This window comes from Pseudoalteromonas sp. SR43-3 (genome assembly GCF_014163875.1).
GTDB lineage: Bacteria > Pseudomonadota > Gammaproteobacteria > Enterobacterales > Alteromonadaceae > Pseudoalteromonas > Pseudoalteromonas distincta.
This window is the reverse complement of record NZ_JACJEC010000014.1, coordinates 58,122-75,922: the sequence shown is the minus strand read 5'-3', so window position 1 is coordinate 75,922 and position 17,801 is coordinate 58,122. Positions and strand designations below refer to the sequence as shown.

Below are 17,801 nucleotides of genomic sequence, written 5' to 3'. Positions count from 1 at the left end.
AAAATAATCATAGTTGCATATTACTGAACACCTATTGTTACTATATAAACAAAACCACAATATTAAAGCTAACACTTTGTTACTTAAAAGTACTGTTCAAAATTTTTAAGCTATTTATACTATAAGTAATGGTAAATATTTTTTGAGGTTACAGTGCAGATCACACAAGGTATGGAATACTTTTTTTCGGGGTTTAAATTAATTAGCCAAAAAGGGCTAAAGCGTTTTGTCCTTATTCCGCTATTAATTAATATTTTGCTGTTTGGTAGCTCGCTGTTTTTTTTAGTTGGCTGGTTAAGTGATAGTTTTAGCTACATAAACAACATGCTCCCCGAGTGGTTAAGCTGGTTAGAGTGGCTAATGTGGCCTATTGCTGTATTAGTTGTTTTGTTTAGCTATAGTATGCTCTTTACAGTTATCACTAATTTTATTGCAGCCCCTTTCAATGCGCTCTTGAGTGAAAAAGTTGAGCTTTACCTAACAGGTCAAAAAATTAACGATGACGGCTTTGCCGAACTAGTTAAAGATATACCTCGCATGCTTGCCCGTGAGTGGACAAAACTATGCTACTACCTTCCTCGCGCAATTGGCTTTTTTATATTGTTATGGGTTTTACCGGTCATTGGTCAAATACTATGGGTGTTATTTACTTGTTGGATGTACGCAGTTCAATACGAAGACTATGCGTTTGATAATCATAAAATTGACTTTAAGCAAATGAAAGACGATTTAAAATCTAAGCAAGGTTTGTCATACGGATTTGGTTTTGCTGTTATGTTGTTAACTGCTATCCCTTTTATAAACTTAATAGTTATGCCAGTCGCAGTGTGCGGTGCAACACGTTTATGGGTAGATAACTATCGTCCAAAATATCGCAGTTAATTAAAAGGTTGCTGACTTTTCAATATTCGAAGGACACCGCATTCTAGATTAAAAAGCACCTAAGGTGCTTTTTTTAATCTATTTTTAAAGCAATAAACTCAAGCGATGCACGCCTTGGTAATGCATCGCTTTGTTTATCTACTTCTTCAAATTTTTTAATCAAAATACTAAAGCGCTGATTACTAATATTAACGGCTGTAACTTCACCAATTTTTATACTGTAGTTTTGCTGCTGATCAAACAGCTTTAGTATTTGACCTTTTACACGCTCTACGTATAAATAAGGTGTTTGGTCTGGCATCTTTAAACGAATGACATTGATTTTACTTAGTTCATGTACTGCGACCCAATTCTGACTCTGCATTAACGTATTATAACGACTAATACCTTCAGGCTGATAAACAACATCTTGGCTTATAACGCATGTATTACAGTCCTTTACTGATTCAATTCGCCAGTCAACAGCTGTATTTTTATAATACAAATTATCATTTTTTAGTAACCACTCACGTGCATTGTTAGTATCGCTACACGCTATTAGTAAGCTAAAAAAACTACTCAAGATAATAAACTTAGTGCTGAGCATCGGCTTCATACTATTGCTCTTTAATTGCTTTTAACTCAGCAATAATTGCACTACTTGGCTGTGCTTCTTTTATATAACTGGGCAGCGTTTCAATATTAGTAGGCGAGCTTTGTAAATTATGCACCTTACTGTTATTTGTATTTGGCACGCCAAATCGATTACCTGCACTTTGCATATAAAACTGTAAATTAAGCATGCTCCACTCATCTACATCACTCAGTATTGATATTGTATTATCTTGGTTAGTATCAAAGCTGGTTAAGCTTTCGGTGTTAATTGCATTACAATTAAAATCAACTGCTAGTGAGCTATTTCTATTTAACCCCTGTATTTCAAGTATGGTGCTTTCATTTAAATCTGCTGAACTACCATTTGAATAATCAATAATAAAATCATCCGTAGAGCCTAAATGACTATTAGTATTTGGTGCAATATCGCAACTAGCATTGCCTGGGTAAAAACGCTCATAGTAGCGATCGCCTTCGTTATTACCTATTGTTGATAAACCCGCTAGTTGATATAAATAGTTCATAGAGCTTAAATGATTAGGCTTAAAATTAACTTCTTCATCACCGCCATGGTATAAACCTAAGTTATGACCTAACTCATGAAATATTGTTGATGCTTGATAATTATAAGTTACATTGGTTGCTACTTGCGTATCAAGCGTTAAACCCCAGCCCCCCATAGTTACCATTAAATCATTACCGCTTATCTCAGCAATACCCGAACCACTAATACTACCGTCTTCGTTACCACTACTTGCCATTAATAAATAATGGAAAATGGGCCTGCGAGTTATATCGCTATATTCCATTTTATAAGCAAATAAATTAGGGCTACTTAAATCGTATTCAAACGGGGTATAGCTATTAAAAGGGACAAGATTTCCGCCACCTAAATCAAAGTTTTGCGGTGCTGTATTTGTATTTTGATCAAACAAATCACCTACGTCAAAGTGGACTGTATAGCCTTTTTCTGCAAAAACAGTGGCTACTTTTTCAAGTGCTGTTCGATGTGGAGTAATACCTACATCACTGCTGTCCATATAATCAACTTCAATAAATATATCTTTTTGTGAGGTACGCGCCCCCCACTCATAAAGTGGTAAACCCGCGAATGTTGTACCCTGTTGCTCAGCGCAATCAGGAATACCATCCTCATCATCATCTATTGTGCAATTTATATTGTTTGGCCCAGCGGGTGTGTTAAACACAGAATAATTCCAATCAGTACTTTGATTAGTGTCTGTCGCATTAAGCTCGCGCTTTAAGCTGCCTCCTTGCTCGGAGATGATTTGCTCTGCGTTACCACCTTGCCATTGTGATGGCGTTACTGGTTCTTGTACTGAGTTACCAAATTTTACAAAGTCGATTGTTTGTGTACCTGCACTATTAAGTAATTCTACAAAACCGTTTATGTACCAATAAGGTCTAATTTCATCACTAGCATTACCCACAAGCGCTATTTTAGGGTTGTTAACTGATGCACTGACTAAAAAATCATCTCCAAACTTGCTTTGTAAAATAAGGTACTCACCATTTTCAAGCTCTTTATTGGGCAGTGAAAAAGTTGTCTCTGCACTAGTCGAGCTATTAATCATATTAATACTGCGGGTTTTAAGCGAATAACTCTGTAAGTTTACAGCAGCCCCTGTGCCGTTATAAATTTCAATCCAAGGTAAGTCGTTACTAAATTGCACAGAAGAAACTTCAGTTATTTTTATATCTTGGCTAGAGGTAGTAAAAGAAGTAGCGGTTTGCGTTTCAATGGCCGTATCATCAAAATTAGTTAAATCAGCTGTAACACGGACAATATATTGGGTATCTTCATTAAAGCTTGCGCTTACATTTACAGTATGAAAATAAGTACTTGTGTCACTAGTAGTACCCGACAAACTTTCAATATTTAAGGCCAAGCAAGTAGTAAAATTATCTGCCGACACTTGTACGCCTCCTGTACAAACACCACTACTAGAATTAACTGCTAAAGTGCTCGTTAGCATAATATCTGAAAATGTAATACTAACAGGGCTATCTACAAGAACTGGGTCATTATTACTTTGGGGTGTTACATTACTAATTGTAGCGGGCGTTGAATCAACCACAGTAATATTCAGGGTAAATTCGGTTGTGTCTTTTGAATCAGACGCAGTTAACGTATAGCTTTGTGAAGTAATACTGTTTGCAGGAGGCGTGTAGCTAAAAAGTAAGGCTTGTGCATCAATAACACTAATTTGTGCACCATTTAAATCATCACCAAAATCAATCTGAACCGTATCGTTATCAGCATCGCTAACTACTAAACTAAATTCTGTGGCTTGATTATATTGCACGCTAATACTTACATCATCTGCAGTTGGTGGATTGTTTGGTGCTAATACTACAACTGTTTTTTGAGCGCTATTTGTAGCGTTATCGTCATCGGTTACAGTAACCACAAATGTAACATTGGTATTTTGTGCAACAGTGGGCGCATTAAAACTAATGCTTGTTTGTGTTTGAGTAAGTTCAACTACAGGACCACTTATTTGCTGCCAAGTTATGCTATTAATACTACCATCGCTGTCTTGTGCATCTGCAACTAAGGTTACACTGTCACCTTTTTCAGCTTCTTCAGGGCCTGTAACAATGACTGTTGGCGCGCTATTTACTTGATTAATTAAAACCGTTTTACTCGCTTGAGCGCTTTTACCTGCATTGTCAGTTACGGTTACGCTAAAACCTAGTGTTGTATTTTCAGATACATTAGGGGCGGTAAAACTAAGGACTCCATCAGTTTGTGAAAACTCAACATCGTCCCCAGCAGACTGAATCCAATTAATATTACTTATAGTGCCATCTGTATCTTGAGCGTTAGCAACTAAACTAACTTGTGTGCTGGCAAGTGCACTACTTGGGCCTGTTATATTAACTGTAGGAGCATTATTTTGAGAGGTGATAGTGCCTGAAAAAACTTGTTGTGCAGTAGCACCTGAGTTGTCAGTAACTGTAACCGAAAAGCTAAAGGTCGTATCGGTTGTTACACTAGGTGCAGTGGCTGTAAGCGTGTTACCGTTAGAGGTAAACGTAAACTCAGGCCCGCTAAGTTGTTGCCATTGATAGCTGGCAATTTGTCCGTCGCTATCACTTGCAAGCGCTGTAATAGTAAATGATTGATTAGAAGTAATAACGTTACTGCTAACCGAAAGCGTAACACTGGGCGCAGCGTTACCAGGGGCCGTAGTTGTATCACTACTTTCGCCTCCCCCGCCACAGCCTGTGATTAAAAGTGATAAAAAAAGTAAACTTAGCCATTTATTAATATTGTTTTTTACCACTTTTAGCCTCTACATATTAACTATACAAATTTTGTGGCACCTTAGTAACGTTTAAATGAACGGTTATTTCCTCACGATCATGATATAGATGTTTAGCTTGCAACTCGTAATTGATACCTTGTTTCTCAAGCTCTTTTCTGATCATCGAAAGACATTCATAAACACTATCAAAGCGTTTTTTCATAGGCAGCTTTAAGTTAAATATAAACTCTTTTGCGTATGCATTTACTGCCCAGTCAATCATTAGCGTAGTCACTTTGGTCGGTTTTTCCACCATATCGCACACTAACCAAGTAATATTTCTTTTTTCTGGGCGATATTTAAAACCGTCGGCTCTAAAATGTTTAACTTGACCCGTTTGCATTAAATCGTCATTCATTGGGCCGTTATCAATCGCACTTACAAACATACCACGGCGTACAAGCTGATAAGTCCAACCACCAGGGCATGCACCTAAATCAACACTGCGCATACCGGCAGCTACGCGTGACTCGCGTTGTTGCTCAGGTATAAATACGTTAAATGCTTCATCGAGTTTTAACGTTGAGCGACTCGGTGCATCGCTTGGCATACGAAGGCGCAAAATACCCATGAAAAATGGAGAATTATTAAAGCTATACGAGTAACCAACATAAGCCGTATTGTTTGTTAAAAACATGACATGCATTACTGGGCGATTTGCTTTTGGCTCACGTAGTACAGTATTTTGTTTTTCGAGGGCTTTTTTAAGCGGTGTTGAGATTTTTTTACAGAACGTTAAAAGCTCTTTGCCTTCGTTTGTGTCTGGCGTTTCAACGCGCAGTTCTGAGCACAATGTAAAATTTTTAGCAGCTTCAACTACTGCGCTCACACGGTCCTCTACTGGCATGTTTTCAAGTAATGTGCCGGCAAACCATTGACGTGCAAACACCATGTTTTTAAAATCAACTTTTTTGATTATTTCATCGCTGTGATGCGCTTCAAAACATTCGTAAACAACATAACCTGTATTTGGTTTTGCTTTTACATACCCTGCAAAACCTTGCTCTGCAGCATGAAACGTTATTTCAGCAGCGGCATCGTTTTCAAAACCACTACGACAAAAAATCACAACACTAGACATATTAACCCTTAAACTCTTTAAAACTTAAATCGTGCAACTTGCACTAAAATAACAATCCAACCAATAATAAAGCACAACCCACCAAGCGGTGTTATAGGCCCAAGCCACTTCATTCCTGTTAGAGCGAGTAAATATAAACTACCACTAAAAAGTAGTGTGCCCATTATAAAAAAGCCACCAGCCCAACTCAGGTTTATGCCCCATTTAATTAAAATAGCCACCGCAATAAGTGCAAGTCCATGTACCATTTGATACTCAGCAGCCGTTTTAAAAACGCCTAATGAATACTCCGATAAGCGGCTTTTTAAACCATGGGCAGCAAATGCACCTAACATCACCGAAAGCATACAAAAAATACTACCGGTCATTAAAAATAATTTAATCATCTAACCCCCTACTCGAGTCTTAACGTATCTCAATTTGTTGCTTAATAAATTCAACAGCACTTAACGCTGCTGTTTCTCTATTTTGCAGTTCAGTTACGCCACTTTTTTTACGTGGTTTTAATGAGTGATCGCCATCACTCAGCCAAGTAAACAAAGGCTGCTTTGGCATTTTCATAGTAAGAAGTTCTTCACGTGTACCAAATGTATCTCGCTCGCCCTGTAATACTAAAAAAGGGCAAACAATATCAGCAAAATGATCGGTGCGTAATTTTTCTGGCTTACCCGGCGGATGAAATGGATAACCAAATGCTATAACACCTGAAAGGCTTTGCTCTGTACTACATGCAAGCATTGATGCCATGCGACCGCCCATCGATTTACCGCCTATAAACAACGGCAAATCTGGCTGCGCACTCGTTAGCACTTGTTCATAATAAATAAGTAGCTTTGGTGCTCGCTCAGGAGGCCTGCGTTTATTAGTTTTTTTAGCGATTTGCATATATTCAAAATCAAATAAACCAACATCAATACCCTGCTCGCTTATTAATTTTGCCATGTGCTGCATAAAGTCAGAATCGCTACCAGCACCTGCGCCATGTGCAAATATAAACTGTGCTATTGCAGGTTTCTCCGTGCTTTTAAACCATTCAATCATTATTAATACTCATGTTCTTGCTCATGCTCTACTAAGCTCAGCATCCACTCTTTAAACGAAACTATTTTACCAAGCTCTGTTTGCGACTCACGAAGCACTAAGTAATACGCATTTTTACTCTCTAGGCTATGATTAAACGGAATTACCAAACGCCCTGCGTCTATGTCGGGTTTAGCTAATACACTATTGCCAATTGCCACACCTTGTCCATGTACAGCTGCTTGTAACACCATAGAGGAGTGGCTAAATATAGGCCCTTGATTTACCTGGATGTTACGCACGCCTGCGGTTTTCATCCACGTTTTCCAGTTTTTACGTGTAGTGTCGTGTAATAGTGTGTGATGCGCTAAATCACTAGGTTGATCAAGCGGCTTTAACCCGCTTAATAACATAGGACTACAAAGTGGTACTAAATATTCGGTATGAAGCTTGTACGCTTGTACGCCATTCCAATGACCCCTTCCATAATAAATAGCAATATCTACGTCATCCGTGAGTGAGTTTTCATCTTGGTCTTGTGCTTTTATTCGAACATCTATCTCTGGATGTAACTCATTAAACAAACTCAAACGAGGCACTAACCACTGAATAGCAAAACTAGGGGTTAGGCTTACCGTTAGTGAGCCCTTAGCGCCACGAGCTAATAGCTTTTCAGTTGCATCAATAAGCTGAGTAAAAATCTCTTTAATATCTAAAAAATAGCCTTGGCCTTCTTCAGTTAACAATAAAGAGCGGTTTTTACGTAAAAACAACTTCAGCCCTAAATGCTCTTCAAGTGTTTTTATTTGATGACTTACTGCCGCCTGCGTTACATAAAGCTCTTCTGCAGCTTTTGTAAAACTTAAATGGCGTGCAGCCGCTTCAAAGGCTTTTAATGCGTTTAATGGAGGTACCCGTCTTGACATAATAACCAAGCTTAGAATTAGTTTTTCTTATGCGTGAGATTATATACATCATATAAGTTTGTGTATATTAAAGGCATAAAAAAAGCGACCTGAGTCGCTTTTTAATAAACATCATGCTTAATTATAAATCGCTTGCACTTGTATCAAGTGGGGCAAAACTTTTAATTAAATCATCAACCGCTTTCATTTGCGTTAAGTAGCCTTCTAACTTGCTAAGCGCTAGCGCACATGGGCCATCACATTTAGCTTCGTTAGGATTTGGATGCGCTTCGATAAATAAACCAGCAATACCCAACGCCATACCACTGCGCGCAAGCTCTGCAGCTTGTGCACGACGACCATCAGCAGAGTCAGCTCGTCCACCAGGGCGTTGTAGCGCGTGTGTTGCATCAAAAATAACAGGTGCCATTGCCTTCATGTCATCCATACCCAGCATATCAACCACAAGGTTGTTGTAACCAAAGCTAGAGCCACGCTCACAAAGAGCTACGTTGTTATTACCAGCTTCATTAAATTTAGTAATGATATGACGCATTTCATGTGGCGCTAAAAACTGTGGTTTTTTCACATTAATAATTGCACCTGTTTTAGCCATCGCCACAACTAAATCTGTTTGACGCGCTAAAAAAGCAGGTAACTGAATTACATCAACAACTTCTGCAACAGGTGCAGCCTGATGCGGTTCATGTACGTCAGTAATTAGTGGAATTTTAAACGTGTTTTTAATTTCTTCGAATATTTTTAAACCTTCTTCCATACCTGGACCACGGTACGAATTGATTGAAGAGCGATTAGCTTTATCAAATGAGGCCTTAAATACATAAGGAATATTTAGTTTCGTCGTAACTTCTACGTAATGCTCTGCAACACGCATTGCTAAATCGCGAGATTCTAATACGTTAATACCACCAAACAATACAAACGGTTTGTTGTTTGCAAGTTCAATTTCATTAATTTTAATAATTTGGTCTTTCATTTAAATTCCTTAAGGTGCAACTGCTTGCATCATTAATCCACAGATATAAGCCATATAAGTACCCACACCGTAGCCCAGTACAGCTAACAAGACACCAACAGGCGCTAATGACGGATGAAACGCTGATGCTACAACAGGTGCTGACGCTGCGCCGCCCACATTAGCCTGAGAACCCACTGCCATATAAAATAACGGTGCTTTAATCAGTTTAGCCACAATTAACATAATGCTTGCATGCACTAACATCCAAATTGCACCCACTAAAAATAGCCCAGGGTTATTGAAAATAGCGGTTACATTCATGTGTAAACCAATCGATGCAACCAAAATATATAAAAAGCTAGAAGCTACTTTTGAAGCGCCAAACGCTTCTATTTGCCTCACTTTAGTAAACGATAAGCCTATACCAATCGTTGTTGATATAACAATTAGCCAAAAGAATTTACTGTTTAAGCTGTATTCTTTTGCCCATTCATAAGTAGTGCCAAAGTACGGCCCCAAAAAGTCAGCGCAAAAGTGTGCTAAGCCAGTTATACCAAATGCAATTGCAATCAGCGCCATGTAATCATTAAGAGTTGGGATGCGTGCATGTTCTGCGTGATATTCTTCCACACGCTTTTTCAAATCTTCAATTGCGCTTGTATCAGCACCCGTCGCTGCATCAATCTTTTTATGATTTGCTGCCATTAACAATAAAACAGCCATCCAAATATTAGCGACAATTACATCTACTGTAATCATTACTGAGAATATATCACCACCAACTTCAAACATTTCTTTCATTGATGCTTGGTTAGCACCGCCGCCAATCCAGCTACCTGCAACAGTTGTCATACCGCGCCATACGGCATCTGGGCCATGCCCACCAACAATACTTGGGTCAAATGCGCTCACTACTAAAATAGCTAATGGCCCACCAATAACAATGCCTAAAGTACCCACTAAAAACATAATAAGTGCTTTAGGGCCTAAGTTAATAATCGCTTTTAAATCAATACTAATGGTAAGTAGTATTAAACAGGCAGGTAGTAAGTAGCGCGAAGCCACATAATAAACATTAGATTTATTACCATCTACAATACCAAAGGTATTTAATAACGAAGGTAAAAAGTAACACAGCAATAAAGCAGGTACGTATTTATAAAATCGTTTTAAAGCTGGACGCTCACTGTTTGAGGTTTTAAAAATAAACCCCAAAATAATAGCAAGCAAACCAAGCACAACGGCATCATTTGTAATTAATGCGCTTTGAGTTTCAACCATAATTATTCCTATTCTTAATGGTGCGTTTTATTATTATCTTCTAGTTCTTCTATTTGGTGTTGAATAATCTCTATTGCAGGATCGTCCGGACACTCATCTACAAAAAACTGTAAATCATCACGTGCCATTTTAGGGCAACCGAGCTGATTTAATAAGTAACCTCTGTCGCGTCTCTCATACGGGTCGTCGCCTATTAACTCCATTAGCATCTCTACACAGGTTAAAGCATGACCAAATTTATTTTCGCTAATGAAAGACCATTTTTGCTGAGCTAAAAATAACTTATATACTTCGTCATCAAAAATCAGTTCTAGTGGCTCTTGCTCTTGACCATCATCTTCATCTGCGTTTTCAGGGATAATATACCAACTTTGTTGTCCACTGCTTGGCTCTATTATGTAGCCTTCTTCGTCACTAATCGCCACATGTACGCCAACATCACCTTGGGTAAGACTAAGGTTCGCGTCACAGTTAGCTTGTTGTAAAAAATGACAAAGTATAATTGCCAGTGTTGTAGGTGAACCACTGCGCATAGAAAGCGTATAGCTTAATGTATTTAATTTATATTCAGGCACTTTTAAACCTGATGCACTAAATAGCCAATCACTGTAAAACATATCTAATAATTTTTCGAGGCGATCGTGCTCATCACTCACTTTTAAACACAGCGCTGAAATTTGCTGTTCAAAGTCAGTTAAAGTTTCATAACATGGTGTTAAATCTATCTGAGGGTCCCACTTTGACTCTGCTTTAATACAGCGGTAAATCGCTGGAGGTGTAAATTCATCGTAAGCATCATCAAGATAAGATTCATCGTGTTCGTCAAACCCGAGGGTAGTCATTAATACTGCAACATTTTAGAAAACGAAGGCGTAGTTTACCTAACTTTAAAGCTATATACCAATATAGAGGTGTATTTGAATATTTTCTGAGAGGGAGTTGTATTTGAGCTTTACAAAACAACTATAAAGCTCAAATAGTCAGGTATTACTTAAAGCAAAAAAGCTGATTTAGACGTCGCTAAATAACCTATCGCTAAAATAACAGCGGTATTAACTAAAACGTAAGCAACTTTAGCCGTCATTTTAGTTTGTCTGGCGCTTTTAGCCCCAATACCGATGTATATAACCACTAAAACTATTTTTTCTAATAGCCAATATTGTTCAAACGGATTAATTTTAGCCATAAATATAAGCGTAAGTGCAGACACTAATAACAAAGTATCTATACTGTGACTACCAATCATTACTGCTTTATTTTTTGCTAATTTACCACTGCCCATTCGCGAAAAAGCGCGAACATAAAATAATATTACACTTAACATCGCAATTGCCATGTGCGAGTGCTTTACTGCTAAATAATCCATATGCCCCTGTACTTCTGTTTTATAAAAATTTAATCAGGAAAACGGCTAAGAACCGCCTCTAACTCATCAAGCTTTTCGTTAAATACTTCAACCATTTTTGGTTCAAAATGTGTGCCTTTTTCAGCATTAATTTCATCAACCACATTTTGTAATGTCCAAGGCTCTTTATAACACCGTTTATGGCGAAGTGCATCGTATACATCAGCAAGTGCGACTATGCGACCAAATACATTAATTGCGTTTCCGCTTAGACCTTGTGGGTAACCAGACCCATCCCATTTTTCATGATGCTCTTTTGCAATAATTGCACCTGTACTCACAATTTCATGGGGAGAGTCTTTTAAAATAGTATAGCCTTTATCAGTATGGGTTTTCATCACTTCCCATTCTTGAGGTTCTAACTTTGCTGGTTTGTTTAAAATCGCATCAGGAATACCCACTTTACCTACATCATGAAGAGGAGACGCCAACCTTACTAAATCTGCATCATGTTTAGATAAACCATAGCCCTCAGCTAAAATATGACAAATATGTGCTACACGTTTAACATGATTACCTGTCTCGGTTGAGCGCTGCTCTACTGCTTCACTTAACCTATAAACAAGCTCTTGTTGTGTCGCTTCTATTTCAGACTGAAGCTGCACATTTTCAAAGGCAAGTTGCACATTTTGAGAAAATATTTTGATTAAATGACGCTGAGTATCCGTTAAATCCTTTGGGACACCTGATATGAACAGCATTGAATTATGATTGTACTCACTACTGCAGTACGCAAATAAGTAATTATCTTTATAAATGATACTTTTATCATTAAGCGCCTGATGACACGCACTTAACTGCTCAGCTTGTAATACCTCATCAAGCTCTTTACCTTCACTTTTTTCAAAATCGCCAGTGCCAGAGCAAACTATTAGTTTTTTATTTTTTTCATGTTCTGGGTTTTGTGCAACTAAAGTGGTGGCATACATAGCTTGATCAGCAATACCCAATAAAGATGTTAATTGCTGCATAACGCCTTCAATAAAGTGCTCTATTGAATGCGCAGAAAAAATATCACGAGACGCTATAATTATTTTCTCAAGCCCTTCGCGTGATTGCTCAATCGAAATAATATCCCGATACGAGCGTAGGCTCGACATAATAACAGTAAATAATTTTTGAGCCGTTAGCTCCGTTTTCGATTTGTAATCGTTAATATCATAATTAATAATGACTTGACGTTCAGGTGCCTGGCCAGGTTGGCCTGTTCTTAAAATAATCCGTATATGATTATTTTTAGCTTCTTCACGAATAAACTTAGCAACCTGCAAACCAGCGTCGTCGGTTTCCATTACCACGTCAAGTAGCACAATAGCGGCATCTGGATGCTCTTTTATGAGCTCTTTCGCTTCAGCACCTGAGTAGGCACTAATAAACTCTAAGCGTTTATTTTGAAATTCAAAATCACTCAGTGCTAGTTTTGTAACAGCATGAACTTCAGGTTCATCATCAACGATTAATACTTTCCAGGTACCGTGTTCAATCTCATCGATTGTTTCTTCTGGTTCATCTGAAAATAAAAAATCACCCATCATAGTCGAAATTCCTTCATGGCATTATTTAACGCACTAGTAGGCAATTATTATTCTCTAGGGCCACAGTGCAAGTGTTACACGGTCATTGTTACCAAGGTCTTTCACTGTTTTAATATTAACAAACGCCATTTTTTCAAAAAAATGACGAACAGCTTCACCTTGCTCAAAACCGTGTTCTATTAAAAGATAGCCATTAGATGACAAATAGTCACGTGATTGTGTAATTATTTGTTTAATATCAGACATTCCGCAATCATCAGCCACTAATGCCGATAGAGGCTCAAAGCGCACATCACCCTGATTTAAATGTATATCACTACTTTCTATATAAGGAGGGTTAGTGACAATTAAATTGAATTTTTCGCCATGCAACTCACTAAACCAGTTACTTTGTTTAACATGTACATTATTAATCGCTAATCGCTGCTGGTTACGTGTAGCAAGTGCAACTGCATCGCTTACTCTATCTACTGCAGTAATTTGCCAATTAGGCATTTCACTACCCAGTGCCAACGCAATTGCACCAGTACCGGTGCCTAAATCAAGTACTTTAGCTGTAGCAGGTACAGTCACTTCAAGTGCTTGTTCTACTAGCGTTTCAGTATCTGGTCGAGGTATTAAGGTTGTTGCGTTAACTTCAAGCGATAAACTCCAAAACTCACGCTGCCCCGTAATATGTGCAACAGGTTCACCGTTTAAACGCCTTTGGCAAAATGTATTAAATTGCTGTTGTTGCTCAGCGTTAAGTTCATGCTCTGGCCAAGTGAAAAGGTAACTGTGAGGTTTTTGAAGAATATGTAAAAGTAAAACTTGTGCATCTAATTTAGCACTTTCGCTGCTAGGTGCTAATAAATTAGCGCCTGCAGCAATAGCTTGTTCAAGAGTTTGGCTCACGACTACTCGTCGCCCATAGCCGCTAATAAGTCAGCTTGATGCTCTTGCATTAATGGGTCAATAATCGCACTTAAATCACCGGCTACCACTTCGTTTAAACGATAAAGTGTTAAGTTAATACGGTGATCGGTAATACGACCTTGCGGGTAGTTATAAGTACGAATACGCTCAGAACGATCGCCACTACCTACCAAGTCACGACGTTCAGAGGCTTCTGCCGCATGGCGTTTTTCATCTTCAGCTTGTTGCAGTCGAGCTGCAAGTACTGACATCGCTTTAGCGCGGTTTTTATGCTGCGAACGCTGATCCTGACACTCAACCACAACACCGGTAGGTATATGTGTAAGTCGAATAGCAGAATCAGTTTTATTTACGTGCTGACCACCTGCGCCTGATGCACGAAATGTATCAACTTTTAAATCTGCTGTATTAATTTGTATCGCTTCTGCTTCTGGTACTTCTGCCATAACCGCAACAGTACACGCTGAGGTATGAACACGACCTTGTGATTCAGTCTCTGGTACACGTTGTACGCGATGTACGCCTGATTCAAACTTTAATTGACCGTAAACGCCTTCGCCACTGATATTTGCAATAACTTCTTTGTAACCGCCATGCTCACCTTCATTGGTGCTTACAACTTCTACTTTCCATTTTTTATTTTCTGCGTAGCGGCTGTACATACGAAATAAGTCACCAGCAAAAATAGCCGCTTCATCGCCGCCCGTCCCTGCACGTACTTCAACAAACACGTTGTTGTTATCTCGCGGATCTTTTGGCAACATTAATACTTGAATTTGATCTTCAATCACTAGTATTTGTGCTTTTGCTTCTTTATATTCTTCTTGCGCCATTTCACGCATTTCAGGGTCAGAATCTTTAAGCATTTCTTCTGCACTGGCTAAATCGTCTTGCGTTTCTTTATAGTTTAAAAACGTTTTTACAATCTCTTCAAGCTCAGAATACTCTTTTGAAAGCGCACGAAAACGGTTTTGATCACTAATGACCGACGGGTCGCTTAGCAGCGCTTGTACTTCTTCATAACGCTCTACTAAGGTTTCTAATTTATTATAAACAGACTCTTTCATTTAACGGTTATTCCTGATCAATACCTAACATTTTTTTCAACTGGTTTAGCTGCGCCACTTCACCTTTTTTCGCTGCATCTTGTATTGCACGGGTAGGCGCGTGCATTAAGCGATTGGTTAATTTATTGGCGAGCTCTAATATAATTTTTTCTGCATCTTTACCTGTATTGAGCTGACTAACAGCACGCTCTACAAGTTCAGACTTAATTGTTTGTACATCGTTTCGATAATGGCGGATTAAATCTACCGAATCGAGTGAACGCATCCACATTGCAAATTCTTTGGTGCGTTCAGTAATAATTATTTGCGCTTGCTGTGCAGCTTGCTCGCGCGCTGCCATATTCTCGCTTACAATGGTTTGTAAGTCATCAACGGAATATAAATAGGCAGCATCTAGCTCCCCAACTTGGCTTTCTATATCACGCGGAACCGCTATATCTATAAATAGCATAGGTTTGTGACGTCGCTGCTTTAGCGCCTGCTCAACCACCCCTTTACCAATAATAGGCAAAGTGCTGGCTGTAGAACTAATCACTATATCGGCTTTATGCAAACGCTCAGGCAATTGCGCCAAAGCAATCACATCTGCCGACACTTCATCAGCTAAGTTACGAGCTCGCTCAATAGTTCTATTTGCAACAGTGATATTTTGAGGCTCATTTTGGTATAAATGTTTAGCAACCAATTCAATGGTTTCACCTGCGCCAATTAATAACACATTGGTCTTATCAAGCTTGCCATAAATATGCTTTGCCAAGTTAACTGCAGCAAACGCTACCGATACAGCACTTGCGCCAATATCGGTTTCAGTTCTAACTTGTTTCGCTACTGAAAATGTTTTTTGAAACAACCTATCAAACGTAACACCTACTGCATCGTGGTTTTTAGCACTAAAAAACGATTGTTTTATTTGCCCCAAAATTTGCGGTTCGCCCAACACCAAAGAATCCAACCCACACGCCACGCGCATTAAGTGATTAATAGCATCGTTATCTTCGTAGCAATAAGTGTTTTTGCTCAGTTCATGTTCATCCAAACCATGGAAACTGGCAAGCCAGCTCAACAGTGTTTGGGAATTTTGCTGAGCGAGGCTACAATAGATCTCGGTTCGATTGCAGGTAGACACAATAACCGCTTCATTAAAGTCGGCATGGCCACTTAATTGTTGCAACGCCTCTGAAATTTGCTCAGGCGAAAAAGCCACTTTTTCACGTAATTCTACGGATGCGGTTTTGTGATTTATACCTAGTGCTATTATGGTCATATTTGCCAAATATTGCTGAGCCCTACTTCAAAGGCGGTAATTTTACCAAAAATCAGCGGAATATGGAAAGTAAGGAACAACATTTGATTCGACAATATTTGATTTTATTCATGTTTTTTTTGTTTTTAGGTGGCTGTGCTCATCAAATTGATACAAAAACAACACTTTATGATGATTGGAAACCACGTTTAGCTGCTCAAAAAACTTGGCAAGTAGAAGGTAAACTTGCATTTATTAGCCCAGAAGAGCGTCAATCTGCAAACTTAAATTGGCAGCAAACAACAAATTCCAATAATTTAATACTGACTACTTTTATTGGTACTCGTATTTTGTCGCTTAAACAAACAGCTAACGGTGCTGAATTAGAGTTTGACGGTGAACAATACTTTGATACTAACGCTGCAGAGCTTTTAAAACGATTAACGGGTTTTACACTACCGGTTGATAATGCCGATAACTGGCTTAAAGGCACTATTGACGATGAAAGTTTAATTGTTGATGAGCTTGGGCGTGCAAAGCAAGTATTATGGTTTGATAATACAGGCAAAAAATGGCAAATAGATTATGGCACCTATGTACAAAACGCAGGTTACTGGTTACCTACTAAACTGACGTTAAAGCACCAACAAATAAAAATTAAAATTCAACTATACGATTGGCAGTTTAAATAAGTATGAATAACAAAACCTCTTTTTCACTTATTGCTCCGGCAAAACTCAATTTATTTTTACATATTAATGCTCGCCGAGAAGATGGCTATCATGAACTTGAAACCTTATTTACTTTTTTAAATTTTGGCGATGAGCTGCATTTTGAGTTAACAACAGATGGGAGTATTTCTGTCGGTGGTGATACTAAAGACATCCCTCTAAATGATAATCTCATCTATAAAGCGGCTTTATTATTACAAACACACTGTAAAACCTCTTTGGGTGTAAAAATAAATTTAATTAAGCGCTTGCCGATGGGGGGCGGTGTTGGAGGAGGTTCATCTGACGCAGCGAGTACTTTATTAGCCCTAAATAAGTTATGGAAATTGGCACTAAATTTAGAAACACTAGCACAATTGGGGCTCAAGTTAGGGGCAGATGTTCCGGTGTTCATACAAGGTCAAAGCGCCATAGCGCACGGTATTGGTGAAAAACTACACCAAGTAACACTTGAACAAAAATGGTACTGCGTTGTACACCCTAACCAACATGTAAGTACCGCAAAAATATTTACACATCCAGATTTAAAACGCGACACACCAAAAATAATAGGCGACTGGAAACACCATACTTTGACCAACGATTGTGAGCCTTTAGTTAAAAAGCTTTGCCCCGAGGTTGAAAAAACCCTCCAGTGGTTGCTAAAATACGCACCGTCGAAGATGACCGGAACAGGTTCATGTTGTTTTGTCGAATTTGCTAGCCAAGTTCAAGCACAAGATGTACTTGAAAATCTCCCCCATACTTGGCAGGGTTTTGTGGCTTCAAGCGCAAATGTCTCACCTGCTCATACGGAGTTAACCGCCATATTCGATCAATGAAGTAACGTAC

Annotated in this window: 17 protein-coding genes; 3 read left to right on the top strand and 14 right to left on the bottom strand. The window is 38.6% G+C overall.

Annotated elements, in window-relative coordinates; all coding sequences use genetic code 11:
• Nucleotides 1-171 precede the first annotated feature (171 nt).
• Nucleotides 172-882 carry a sulfate transporter CysZ gene (cysZ, locus tag H5088_RS14990; protein ID WP_182671383.1) on the top strand — a complete coding sequence of 237 codons (711 nt, stop codon included), beginning with the start codon at nucleotides 172-174 and terminating at the stop codon, nucleotides 880-882.
• A gap of 73 nt (nucleotides 883-955) precedes the next feature.
• On the opposite strand, the gene H5088_RS14985 is transcribed toward cysZ, so the two are convergent.
• From H5088_RS14985 to hemA, 14 genes are all read right to left on the bottom strand, one after another.
• Complete coding sequence (locus H5088_RS14985; RefSeq protein WP_182753499.1) at nucleotides 956-1,477, bottom strand: hypothetical protein; 522 nt, start codon at nucleotides 1,475-1,477, stop codon at nucleotides 956-958.
• 1 nt (nucleotide 1,478) lies between these two features.
• Nucleotides 1,479-4,787, bottom strand: coding sequence for a PKD domain-containing protein (locus H5088_RS14980; protein ID WP_182753497.1), 3,309 nt, complete (start codon nucleotides 4,785-4,787; stop codon nucleotides 1,479-1,481).
• 16 nt (nucleotides 4,788-4,803) lie between these two features.
• Entirely contained in the window at nucleotides 4,804-5,889 is a 1,086-nt protein-coding gene (gene rlmM, locus H5088_RS14975) for a 23S rRNA (cytidine(2498)-2'-O)-methyltransferase RlmM (protein ID WP_182753495.1), read from the bottom strand.
• A gap of 17 nt (nucleotides 5,890-5,906) precedes the next feature.
• The gene (locus tag H5088_RS14970; protein ID WP_024595287.1) at nucleotides 5,907-6,275 is read right to left on the bottom strand and encodes a DUF423 domain-containing protein; all 369 of its coding nucleotides are present in this window, start codon (nucleotides 6,273-6,275) and stop codon (nucleotides 5,907-5,909) included.
• Between the two features lie 19 nt (nucleotides 6,276-6,294).
• Nucleotides 6,295-6,930 (bottom strand): alpha/beta family hydrolase, encoded by a 636-nt coding sequence (locus tag H5088_RS14965; RefSeq protein ID WP_182753493.1) that lies wholly within the window; start codon nucleotides 6,928-6,930, stop codon nucleotides 6,295-6,297.
• A gap of 2 nt (nucleotides 6,931-6,932) precedes the next feature.
• The gene (locus H5088_RS14960) at nucleotides 6,933-7,835 is read right to left on the bottom strand and encodes a transcriptional regulator GcvA (protein ID WP_002958561.1); all 903 of its coding nucleotides are present in this window, start codon (nucleotides 7,833-7,835) and stop codon (nucleotides 6,933-6,935) included.
• A gap of 121 nt (nucleotides 7,836-7,956) precedes the next feature.
• The gene (kdsA, locus tag H5088_RS14955; RefSeq protein WP_002958560.1) at nucleotides 7,957-8,811 is read right to left on the bottom strand and encodes a 3-deoxy-8-phosphooctulonate synthase; all 855 of its coding nucleotides are present in this window, start codon (nucleotides 8,809-8,811) and stop codon (nucleotides 7,957-7,959) included.
• 9 nt (nucleotides 8,812-8,820) lie between these two features.
• Nucleotides 8,821-10,074: a DUF819 domain-containing protein gene (locus H5088_RS14950; RefSeq protein WP_182753491.1), complete on the bottom strand. Its 1,254-nt coding sequence runs from the start codon at nucleotides 10,072-10,074 to the stop codon at nucleotides 8,821-8,823.
• A gap of 14 nt (nucleotides 10,075-10,088) precedes the next feature.
• Nucleotides 10,089-10,916, bottom strand: a complete 828-nt coding sequence (locus H5088_RS14945; protein ID WP_002958558.1) for a tetratricopeptide repeat protein — start codon at nucleotides 10,914-10,916, stop codon at nucleotides 10,089-10,091.
• A 149-nt stretch (nucleotides 10,917-11,065) separates the two neighbouring features.
• Nucleotides 11,066-11,440 carry a SirB2 family protein gene (locus H5088_RS14940; RefSeq protein ID WP_007583965.1) on the bottom strand — a complete coding sequence of 125 codons (375 nt, stop codon included), beginning with the start codon at nucleotides 11,438-11,440 and terminating at the stop codon, nucleotides 11,066-11,068.
• Nucleotides 11,441-11,469: 29 nt separating this feature from the next.
• Nucleotides 11,470-13,014 carry a response regulator gene (locus H5088_RS14935; RefSeq protein WP_024595292.1) on the bottom strand — a complete coding sequence of 515 codons (1,545 nt, stop codon included), beginning with the start codon at nucleotides 13,012-13,014 and terminating at the stop codon, nucleotides 11,470-11,472.
• Between the two features lie 54 nt (nucleotides 13,015-13,068).
• Nucleotides 13,069-13,908, bottom strand: coding sequence for a peptide chain release factor N(5)-glutamine methyltransferase (gene prmC, locus H5088_RS14930; RefSeq protein WP_182753489.1), 840 nt, complete (start codon nucleotides 13,906-13,908; stop codon nucleotides 13,069-13,071).
• Nucleotides 13,909-13,910: 2 nt separating this feature from the next.
• A complete protein-coding gene (gene prfA / locus H5088_RS14925; protein WP_002958554.1) occupies nucleotides 13,911-14,996 on the bottom strand; it encodes a peptide chain release factor 1 in 1,086 nt (361 codons plus the stop codon).
• Nucleotides 14,997-15,003: 7 nt separating this feature from the next.
• The gene (gene hemA, locus H5088_RS14920; RefSeq protein ID WP_024594740.1) at nucleotides 15,004-16,260 is read right to left on the bottom strand and encodes a glutamyl-tRNA reductase; all 1,257 of its coding nucleotides are present in this window, start codon (nucleotides 16,258-16,260) and stop codon (nucleotides 15,004-15,006) included.
• An 83-nt stretch (nucleotides 16,261-16,343) separates the two neighbouring features.
• Between hemA and lolB the strand changes: the two genes are divergently transcribed.
• Both lolB and ispE read left to right on the top strand, forming a co-directional pair.
• Nucleotides 16,344-16,931 carry a lipoprotein insertase outer membrane protein LolB gene (gene lolB, locus H5088_RS14915; protein ID WP_033020640.1) on the top strand — a complete coding sequence of 196 codons (588 nt, stop codon included), beginning with the start codon at nucleotides 16,344-16,346 and terminating at the stop codon, nucleotides 16,929-16,931.
• Between the two features lie 2 nt (nucleotides 16,932-16,933).
• The gene (gene ispE, locus H5088_RS14910) at nucleotides 16,934-17,791 is read left to right on the top strand and encodes a 4-(cytidine 5'-diphospho)-2-C-methyl-D-erythritol kinase (protein WP_138489384.1); all 858 of its coding nucleotides are present in this window, start codon (nucleotides 16,934-16,936) and stop codon (nucleotides 17,789-17,791) included.
• The last annotated feature ends 10 nt before the right edge of the window (nucleotides 17,792-17,801 follow it).